The organism is Haloarcula sebkhae (genome assembly GCF_014647415.1).
GTDB lineage: Archaea > Halobacteriota > Halobacteria > Halobacteriales > Haloarculaceae > Haloarcula > Haloarcula sebkhae.
The window spans coordinates 113,833-123,209 of sequence record NZ_BMPD01000007.1; the positions used below are offsets into that span (position 1 = coordinate 113,833).

Genomic DNA, 9,377 nt, shown 5'->3' on the forward strand with positions numbered 1-9,377 from the left:
AGCGAGCACGGAGCGGTGGGTGGGGCGGTGGGGCCTGGGTCGGTCCGGCACTCACCAGAAAAAGAAGGGGCATCGCCCCTACTCTTCCCACCAGCGGCGGTCGCGCTCTGGGAAGACGATCATACTGTCGTAGGTGACTGCGAGGGAGCACCGGCCCTGGTACCAGTTCTTTTTGAGATGCCGCATCCGCACCCGTTCTCCTTCTTGGACGAAGGCGGGCTCGCTGGCCTTCCAAGATGTCCACTTGATTTTCCCGGTGTCATCGGCTATCAAGCCGACCTGAGCTATGCTTGGATCCGAGGGAGCCCACAGCTCGATCACGGTTCCCTCAATGCTCACCTCATCCGTCTGCACGTCTGGGACGTCCTCGATCGGGCAGATCGCGCCGGGGGCCGCCTTGAGCGCGTCCATCGCGTCGAACACTGCTTCGGTGATGTCCTGCCCCCTGGCAACCCGCTTTGCGAGCGCCCGCGAGACGGCCGCCCGACTGTGACCGGTGCGAAGCCGCTGTGCCATCCGGTCTGCTTCTTGGTTCACCTTCGCCAGCTCCATCCGGGAGAGGCGCTCCCGCGGATCCGTCCGCTCCGGAGTGCGCTCCTCCCGCTTGCGCTGCCGCCGTTCGGTGACGACCTCGCGAGTTCGCTTCGCCCGGCCCTCCTGGGTGCCGAGTTCCGCCTGGGCGCTGATGTGCTCCAGTTCGGCCTCCCGGGCGCGAATCTTCTCTTCCTGCGCGAGGGGCAGGTGCGAGAAGTCCTGGACGATGCCGTCTGGGTGGTTGGAATCCACCTTCGCCTGCTTTTCCTGCTGGACCGTCGCCCGGAACTCCGGGGTGTCGTCGGCCACCTCGAAGCCCTCCTCGTCGACGCCGGCGTCTTCGGTTCGTTCGAATGCCTGTTCATCCACCGTAACGACCTTGCGACTCGAGTTGTTACTAGACATTGGAGTCTCAGTGCTCCGAAGGCGCTCGCGCGCCGCCACCGCGATGTCCCAAGCATCGCGGTTTTTCGACGATGTCGACGTCCGATAGCACCGACTGCGCGCTCTCGCTCGCGCCTTCGCGAGCGCCCTACCGGGCGCGAGCGAGAGCGCGCCCGAGTGCGGCGACCCCAACCAGCACCGCGCGCCGACCCGCCCGGAGCGAGCGGCCAGCGGGATATGCCCGTTCGTGTCCGGCCCGATGTGCGGGTCCGTGTCCAGGGCGACTGTCGCCGAGAACGCGCGCCGCGGTGTAGCGCGCGACAGCGCAGGCGGCACAAAGCGCTGGAACGCGAAAGCCCGCAAGGGGCGCAACCGACGGGGATACCCGCTGGCGTCGAGGGCACATACACTTTAGCCCGGACCGGGCGCGAGCGGTGCGGAGAGCGCCCGCACGCCCGGAATGGTCGGTCGCGAGCGACGCGGAGGGCGGAACGCGGCGAGCGGTGCGAGCCGTTGAGTACCACACCAGCCAGCCGAGGAACCTACTGCTGGCTGAATACGCCGCCGCTGAGTCGTTCGGTCAGCTGCGAATACAGGCGGCTACACAACGCCCAAGAAGAGCAGTACTGAAAACGCAATCAGCTTGAAAAGCGAGCGACCAGCGGATCGACATCCACTCCGGAACCCCGGAGCGTCCGCTCGCTGGTGTCACGGTGACACCACGGCGGCACCTTGCGGGTCTATGCGCTATTCGTTGGAAGCCACCGCGTCCCCATCGACGGGGTACCACTGGTGGTCGTCCCACTGGAACCGCACGGGCCGTGCCGTCGGCCTGACCGCAGTGTTCGTCGACTGTTCGAGCAGCGTCCGCGACGCGACGAGGTCAGCGTGGCCCTCGAAGCCACACGGACACGTCAGTGTTTCTCGATGCCGGCGGGTCTGCTCGCGTTCGCCGCACTCCGGACACGTCTGGGAGGTCCACGCTTCAGAGGTTGCTGCCACCTCAATGCCGTACTCCTCACAGACGTTCGTGAGCTGGTCGAGACACTGCCGGTGTGCCCAGAAGGTGCGGGCTTTCAGGTTCGCCTTGACCGACCAGTACTCGCCGAGGACGCCGGTAAGATCGCCGTAATATATAGTTTCCACGCCGTCGTCGTAAAGTCGCTCGACCAGATCTCGAAGGAGCGCGTTCACGGCGTGGTCGCGCCGGCGGGAGCGCTTGCGATAGAGCCGCTGGATGCGCTTACTGGTGTTTTGATCTCCAGGGAGCTTCGCTTTGGCGTCGGCGATGCGCTCGGTCGTCTCACGGAACTGTCGGAACGGCTCCTGGCCGCTGTAGCAGTACTGGTCGCCGGCCGTCGTCGTACACGCCACGAGGACGTTCGCGCCGATATCGAGCGCGGCGACGTCCGATCCAGTCGGTGTCGCCTGCCCCTCGTCGGAGACCGTCACCGGCTGGTGGGCGCGATACGTCTCGTCGACGTCGTCGTAGGTGAGGTGGAGACGACCCTGATCACCTTGCCAGTGTGGCTCACCGCGGACAACCACACGGAGCCGCTCGGCCCGACCAAAGCCGTACTCGTCTTTGAGCTGGCTGCCGATAGGCACTTCAAGCCGGGAGCGCTCGCCCCAGCTGATCGTGTAGGCGTCGTTGCGAATGTAGGTCCGCAGGTCGCGCCCATCGGCCTGGTTCCCCCAGTAGCCGGGCGGACTGACTTCCTGGTCGGCCTTCTCAACCGTCTCGAAGAACGACCGCCAGGCGGCGTCGTTGACGCGGGTGATCTGCTGCGTCGTCGCCGATCCCAAGACGTCGACGTACTCGTCGTAGTAGTGTTCGGAGTCCCAGACGCTCTCGCCGGCGAAGAAGTGTTGCCGACGTTCGTAGGTGAGCTGGTTCCAGAGGCTCGCTGACGCATCGAGGAGTCGTCGGAGGACAGCTTCGTCTTGTTCCGACTGGGGAACGACGTCGAAGGAGTTGGTTCGTCTCATCGCTCTGACTCACCCCACATTCGCGGCACGTAGCCGAGCTGTTCGATATCGTCCGCGTAGTCCCGAAGGACTCCAATCAGGACAGTCTCTGGGATGCCATTCTCGGCCTGTTCGACCAACCACTCTTCCAGTTCGACTTCGGCCTCCTCGATTTCGTTCAATTCGACCGACATCGATCACTGCACCCCCAGATGACGGTACACCTGTCGCTGGTGGTAGCGCATTTCTAATCACCTGTGCAGGCTCAATTGACCGCGCCTGCACCCTTTACAGGCGCTAAAAAACTAACTCTAAATAATCAGATTGCTTTCATTTTTGGTGGCTGTTCTATAGGGACCATCTCTAGAGAGACACTTGAGCCAGTATCGGCCGCTTCTTCGACCTGATCAATATTTTTAATTTTAGCCTTTGGAATCTCAAGTTCTACGTCGCCAACCTCAATATATTGACTCAGAACAAGAATTTCAAACCCTCCAAAATTGATGCTTGCTCCTTCAATCACTCCGTCTCCGTCGATCTCATCCACTAATGTCTGATCAAACCCGGGTTCCAATTCGGCAGAGAAGGTCTCTATAGTGGATTTAGTTTCTTTTCCTTCGAGAAGATCCCTTGCAATTCGAGCATTCTCGAAGTCTAATTCATCCCAATCATCGAACGTGAATGAGGTGCCAGTTTTTGATTCTATAATATACAAATTCGTCACAAATTCATCCAAGAGCGAGAGCTCATCCGGAAGGGTGTCAAGATCGCTCTCCGCACGGAAAACAATCTTATCATCTTCTAAATCCCTCATTAGGAAATCATCGGCATTGATCAGGGATTTGAGCAGGTCTAAAGATTCATAGACCTCATGCACAGGCTGCCCCTCAAAATCGACATTGTAATCGAATGTCCCTTCGCTCGAATCTTCGAAGTAAGTGAAAGACAGATCCAATCCTGTATCGGTCGTAGATAGCGAAATTGAATTGTCTGATATATCTGAAACTTCGAGGGTCAATTTCCTTCTAAAACCTATGCTCGGGGCCTCTAGCTGCACCTCTTTTTCTATGTCTTGATATGATGGTTTTATAACTAGACTTGAAAGCTCCGCATCGTCAGGTATTACTGCACTTGGTGATGCCTCAAGCTTCTCTACTTCTTCCGGTGAAAGCTCCACCTTCTCCCCTGCTTCTAGCTTCTTTAATTTCTCTTCACCTATGTCAAAGGAGGTCTCCAATTCAATCGGGAACTCTGGATCAGCCTTGACTTGGTGAGTCTCTTCCTGTGAATCATAATGATATTCTATTCCCCAATGAGAGTGATCAGAACGGATTTCCGTCATTTTCTCCCCTGCTCCTGCTACTTGTTCAAGAGGGTTCCCAGAGAGAAATTCAATTGCTTCGTTTGCTTTTCTCCCAGCTGCAAGCGTTGACTGCTGAAAGTACCGATCAACGATGTGGTCATATTCAGAAACTAAGTTTTCAATTTTGGATTCATTCCAAATATCCACCTCAATGTTCTCAGCATCTTGTTCAATAGTCTTCTCAAACCATTGCTGTTCTTTAGGAGTAAAGTCTAAAGCAATTAGAAGGCACCATCTCTCCAATCCTGGATGGTTTTCCTTTGCTGTTTCATATGAACTTTGAATCTGAGACTCGCGAGAATGATTGAGACGGCCAGTAAAGAACTTATGTTGAAAAATTGTTATACTTCCTTGGGTCTGTCCTTTGAAACAATCAATACCATCATCACCACCTGACCCATCGATTGTCCTAACTGATTCGGCCTCTTCCATCAGGAGGTCGCTTGCTAAAGATTCGAACCGACTCGGATCAAGATATGATAAGTCTATATCCATTAATATTCGTCCTATTTCTTGCTCGGTAAGTCACTTAGGTGTACTGCTAAGATAGGAAGTACAAATCCTGATTCGTCCCTGTATAATCGACGACCAAGCGTATGCGGAGAGCGCCCGCACGCCCGGAATGGTCGGTCGCGAGCGACGCGGAGGGCGGCAGCGGCGAGCGGGGCGGGCCGGTACGTACACACCTGTCCAGGCGACCACGTCGCTCGATGGGCAATCAACAGTCCTGGCGGACTCAGAAAGGGCGAGGCCGCCTCGGCCGTCCCCCGACCCCGCAAGCACCGCAGGTACGAGGCGCGCAGCGGCGGTCGCGGGACGTCGAGCGGCCGAGGGCTTTCGAATGTCCTCTCCCGCCGAATCAGACTGGTAATTAGTCAGCTGTTGCCGGCGACCAGGTCCTCGATGAACCGGAAGCCGTTCACGAACGTCACCGAGTCCCCGTATCCTTCACTCGCGAGCACGGTTTCGGCCCCCTCGCCGGCCGCGATATCCGTCGTATAGATGTAGACCTCAGTCGCGGTCCCCGCACTGAGATGCTGGGCAGCCAGCGCAGCGAGGGCTGCGTCCGCCCGTTCGACCTCGTCTGCGGGCCGGTCGTCGGCGTTCGCGATGTACCGCTGGATCCCGTCCATCACCCGGGAGACGACAGGCTCGGAGAACTCGAGCGGCGCCGCAACCGTCGCCCAGTCCTCGTCGATCGCGGTATCGACGGGCGGCGCCTCGACGTCGGGGTCGGCGACTGCCAACTCCTGGTACACTCGTTCAGGGAGGACGAAGGTGATGTCGTTCCGAAGAGCGAACTGCCGAACGGCCTGGTACCGACTGTTCGACGGTTGCCCCATCGCGACGAACAGGCCGGTGTCGGCGATGTGGGGCCGGTTCACGAATCGTCGACCGTGTCGCCGTCGCCGACGTTCACCTCATCCAGAGATGCCCCAGCCTCGTCGATGTCGTAGTGCTCGTGGACGACGGGCCGCAGCGCCTGCAGAATCATCTCCGCGGCCAGCGGCGAAATATCGAGGTCCTCGGCCATCAGTCGGTGGGTCACTTCGCCACGCTCCCGAGCAACAGCGTAGGTGAGCGCCGTCGCGAGCCCGGCGACGCCGTGGCGGTCGATGTAGGTATCGATGTCCGCATTCGTCTTGCGGCGGCCGACGGCGTCGATGAGCGCCGGCGTGATCGTGTACTCGCGGTCGCCCGCGGCCGTCGTCACGGTTAGGTCGATCGGGCGGGCGGCGTACCGCCGGGGTTGCTCGTCGTCGGTGACGTCGACGACGCCGGCGTCGACGAGCCGGTTCACGTAGCTGTAGGCGGTCCCCTGGGCAAGTTCGAGGTCGTCCATCACGTCCTGGACGGTCACCTCACCCTCCCGAGCGAGGTACGCGTACAGCTGAGCCAGCTGTGGCTCCTCGAGGAGGTCCGCGACCGAGAGGAAGTCCCGGACGATGTCGCCGTCGGCGCGATTTGAAGTGCGTGACACGGGTCGTTCTTGATTACAGTTTACAGCGAAACAGTAAAGAGTGTTTGGGTCACTCTGTCGGCGTCGCAACGAGATGCTCCTCGAGATCGCGGGTCCAGTACGTTGCCGGCCCACCTGGACTACACCGCGCACAGACCTGTATCGGGCCTTCGAGATGGCCGAGTTCGATCCGAAACCGCGTGAGCGCGGTGAGCGTGTCGACGACGAGGCCACAGCTGTCACAGGCGTACAGATCACGTTCGTCGGGATTCGGCGCCTCCTGAATCGCACAGTCGACGCAAATCGGATGGCTGACCCGCTCTTCTTTCCCCCAGGTGTAGGCTGTCCCGATCTCTGTCCCGGGTGGAGCCTCGCAGAAGGCACAGCCGGCCAGCGTCTGTTGGCTCATTCGTCCCCCTCGCCGGCGTCCACCGCTGCTGTCCAGCCCTCGTGGAAGATGGCAAGCTGCCACATCGATTCGAATGCTGTGCCGCTGGGCTCGTGTACGAGGACCCGCTCGTCGACGACCGGCGTGACCGTCCCGGTATCGAGCAGCTCTCGGACGAGGTCATGTGCCGTCTCGTCGTCGAGATCCGCTGTCGACACTCGCCGGGTATCCCGATCCTGCGCGAGTAGTTCCCGCTCGAAGCGTTCGTGATCGTCTGTCGTATCATCGTGTATATCTGGTCCGGACATACGAATCAGGGGGCAGCACACGAACCGCCCCGCATCCATTCCGGGGCGCTGAAAAACAGCTGCTACAGTCACATACCCTCTGTCACTACGTCGACCTGTTCTCACCCTCCACGCCCCACGCCATCGTCCGGGTGGCATCTCGGTCTCGCTTGGCCTGCGGCCTGGCACCTCGGCCCCGGTGGCCGCGAACTGAACTTTGGGCGGCCACCCCCACCACATATCGGTTGATTTTCCTGCTGTCTAGTGACCGAATTTCCCTCCAAATCGCAAGACAGCGATACCTGACACCAGATTTCGTGGGCTGTCCGGGAACTCCTTCGTTCGTAAGTCTGGTGTCTAGTGCTGTTGTCCTGCGATTTCGGGGCCGAAGTCCGGGTCCTATCAACCCCGGTGTCTAGGACAGTTTGGGGTTGGTGTCAGGCTCTCCACTCGGACGATTTGAGAAGGGATGTCTATTGATCGAACGAAACGAACTGTTTCGCCCTATCAAGTGGCGACTGGGCCTCGTCCCGATTCTCTTGATTCGACTCTTGCTCGAACTGGCGTTCTTCGAGAGCAGCCTCCAGTCGATCACGTTCAGAGCGGACAGTGGCGAGCTCCGTTCGGAGCTGGTCAACCTCCGCTTCCAGATCCTCGATTCGCTCCGATTTTTCCTCCAGTTCAGACTCGAGACGCTCAACCTTCGCTGCCAACAGCCGGTTCTTTTCCCGAAGATGAGCCCGGTCCAGGTCGCTCGCTGGCTCATCGCTCGTAGGAGACTCGACGGATGACTCCGATTCCCCGTCAGCTGCGTCCTCCTCGGACGTGACTGGGTCTCGGCCGTGGTTCAGGCCAGCTTCTTCGATGGCTGCCAACGTCTCGTTGTAGGTTTCGTAACCCGGGAATCCCTCGTAGGTTCCATCCTCACCCTCGCGATCGACGAACGCGTCCTCGGGACAGACCTCGAGCGCAACAGCCGCTTTTCGAACAGCCCAGAAGGGCATCTGATCGTATGTCCCGCCATCGACGCGTTCTGCCCCGGCCTCTGGAATCCACACCGGAATGTCGTAGCCGGCACTCCGCAGTTCGTCGACGGCAGTCCAGTAGTCCTCCCCATCGAGGTCCGCATCGGCGTCGGAGAGGATCCCCGTCGCAAGCGCCATCAGTTTCGCCGGCCCACCGCCGGCGTTCACCTTCGAATCGCCGAAGGTGTTGGCCCGTTCGCCGACGAAGCAGGACTGGCCGCTCTCACTGTGCCGCCAGCACGGGTCGAATTGAGGCCGCGGCTGGTTCGGATCCGTATCGTAGGCATCACTCGCATAGTGGCGGGCGATCTCGGTGATGTCGATGTTCTCGACGGCCTCGTAGACGTCTTCTTTGAAGGGGGTAACGGGGTGGCCTTCGAGGGTCCCATCGAGTTCCTCCAGCCGTTCTTCGCGTCGCTGGAGTGCTGCCTCACGCTGTTGCTGCCGCTTTCGTTCCCGTTCACGCTCCGCTTCCACCCAGGCCTCCAGCGTGGCCTCCCATCCGTCGTGATCCTCGTACAGGTCCGGCCACAGCGTCGCGACCAGCGAGCTGACGCAGTCCGTATGCTCGACCCGCGTGAGGTCGTTGGCCCAGCTGACTGCCCCCTCAATGAGGGTGTCGTCGACGGTCTTGAACGGACGGAGCTCGTAGCTGACATCGTCGGTCGCGATGGGGGTGACGACGGCATCGTGGTCGGCGTGGATCGAGAGCGGTGGCTTGTACTGGCGGTTCTTATTGTTCACCCAGTCCGGCTGGATCACAGCGGCGGCGCCGTCGACGCGCTCGTTCACGCGGGCCTCTGCCTCTTGGAGCCACGCGTTCGAGCGGTCGAGGAATTCGTCGAACACCCGTTCGAGCGCATCTGGATCGTCGCTGAAGAGGTCCGCAATCGGGAGCGTGGCCTCCGGGGCCCCGAAGACGTACGCACCCCCGACGGAGTCCAGCGCATACACCGCGTCACGCGTGCCGTATAGCGTCGCGTACTCGTCGATGTAGGCGTCGAGCGTTCGCTCGACGAGAACACGCGTCTCGGCATTGAGGTTGCCACGCTGCGGCTTGATGTCGTCGGCGAGGTCGATATCGCCCCAGGCTGGCACCGCCCGAAGATCGGCATACCCTGGGGTTGGGGGTTCATCCTGCCAGACAGTCGTTCCCTCTGTCTCGTCGTAGCGACAGGGTTCCCACCGCTGGAAGGCAGTCGGTGTCTTGTAGGTGGTGACAGCGTAGAGGGTCCGTTCGAGACGGCCGTGGATTTCGTCGTAATCACGATCGAGGCGGGCAACCCGCCCACACTGGGAATACCCCGCTTTGATCGCCTCAACGTCGTCGTGGTCGCGTTTGATGTACCACCCGACGAAGTCGTTCAGGCCGATAGTCGGGTAGTCACTGACAGTCGCTAGAGCCTCGTAGACGGGTTTGGCGCGACGATAGTGCTCGCGGATGGCCGATTCGGAGAGCGTCATCTCG

At 60.2% G+C, this 9,377-nt stretch carries 9 protein-coding genes; all 9 read right to left on the reverse strand.

All coding sequences use genetic code 11. The annotated features are described in order from the left end of the window. Positions 1-78: 78 nt before the first annotated feature. The 9 genes from IEY38_RS17685 to IEY38_RS17725 all read right to left on the reverse strand — a co-directional run bounded on the left by IEY38_RS17685 (position 79) and on the right by IEY38_RS17725 (position 9,373). A complete protein-coding gene (locus IEY38_RS17685) occupies positions 79-939 on the reverse strand; it encodes a DNA-binding protein (protein ID WP_188979892.1) in 861 nt (286 codons plus the stop codon). Positions 940-1,665: 726 nt separating this feature from the next. After that, positions 1,666-2,907, reverse strand: coding sequence for an RNA-guided endonuclease InsQ/TnpB family protein (locus IEY38_RS17690; RefSeq protein WP_188979894.1), 1,242 nt, complete (start codon positions 2,905-2,907; stop codon positions 1,666-1,668). Next, the gene (locus tag IEY38_RS17695) at positions 2,904-3,080 is read right to left on the reverse strand and encodes a hypothetical protein (RefSeq protein WP_188979896.1); all 177 of its coding nucleotides are present in this window, start codon (positions 3,078-3,080) and stop codon (positions 2,904-2,906) included. The genes IEY38_RS17690 and IEY38_RS17695 overlap by 4 nt, the downstream gene beginning before the upstream one ends. 125 nt (positions 3,081-3,205) lie before the next feature. Then, entirely contained in the window at positions 3,206-4,681 is a 1,476-nt protein-coding gene (locus IEY38_RS17700; protein ID WP_229775376.1) for a hypothetical protein, read from the reverse strand. A gap of 443 nt (positions 4,682-5,124) precedes the next feature. After that, entirely contained in the window at positions 5,125-5,634 is a 510-nt protein-coding gene (locus tag IEY38_RS17705) for a hypothetical protein (protein WP_188979900.1), read from the reverse strand. Beyond that, positions 5,631-6,230, reverse strand: coding sequence for a DUF7437 domain-containing protein (locus IEY38_RS17710; RefSeq protein WP_188979902.1), 600 nt, complete (start codon positions 6,228-6,230; stop codon positions 5,631-5,633). Before IEY38_RS17710 ends, IEY38_RS17705 begins: the two co-directional genes overlap by 4 nt. 49 nt (positions 6,231-6,279) lie before the next feature. Further along, a complete protein-coding gene (locus IEY38_RS17715) occupies positions 6,280-6,618 on the reverse strand; it encodes a DUF7558 family protein (protein ID WP_188979904.1) in 339 nt (112 codons plus the stop codon). After that, on the reverse strand, positions 6,615-6,905 hold the full coding sequence (locus IEY38_RS17720; RefSeq protein ID WP_188979906.1) for a hypothetical protein: 291 nt from the start codon (positions 6,903-6,905) through the stop codon (positions 6,615-6,617). Before IEY38_RS17720 ends, IEY38_RS17715 begins: the two co-directional genes overlap by 4 nt. Before the next feature lie 452 nt (positions 6,906-7,357). Further along, on the reverse strand, positions 7,358-9,373 hold the full coding sequence (locus IEY38_RS17725) for a hypothetical protein (protein WP_188979908.1): 2,016 nt from the start codon (positions 9,371-9,373) through the stop codon (positions 7,358-7,360). Positions 9,374-9,377: the final 4 nt, after the last annotated feature.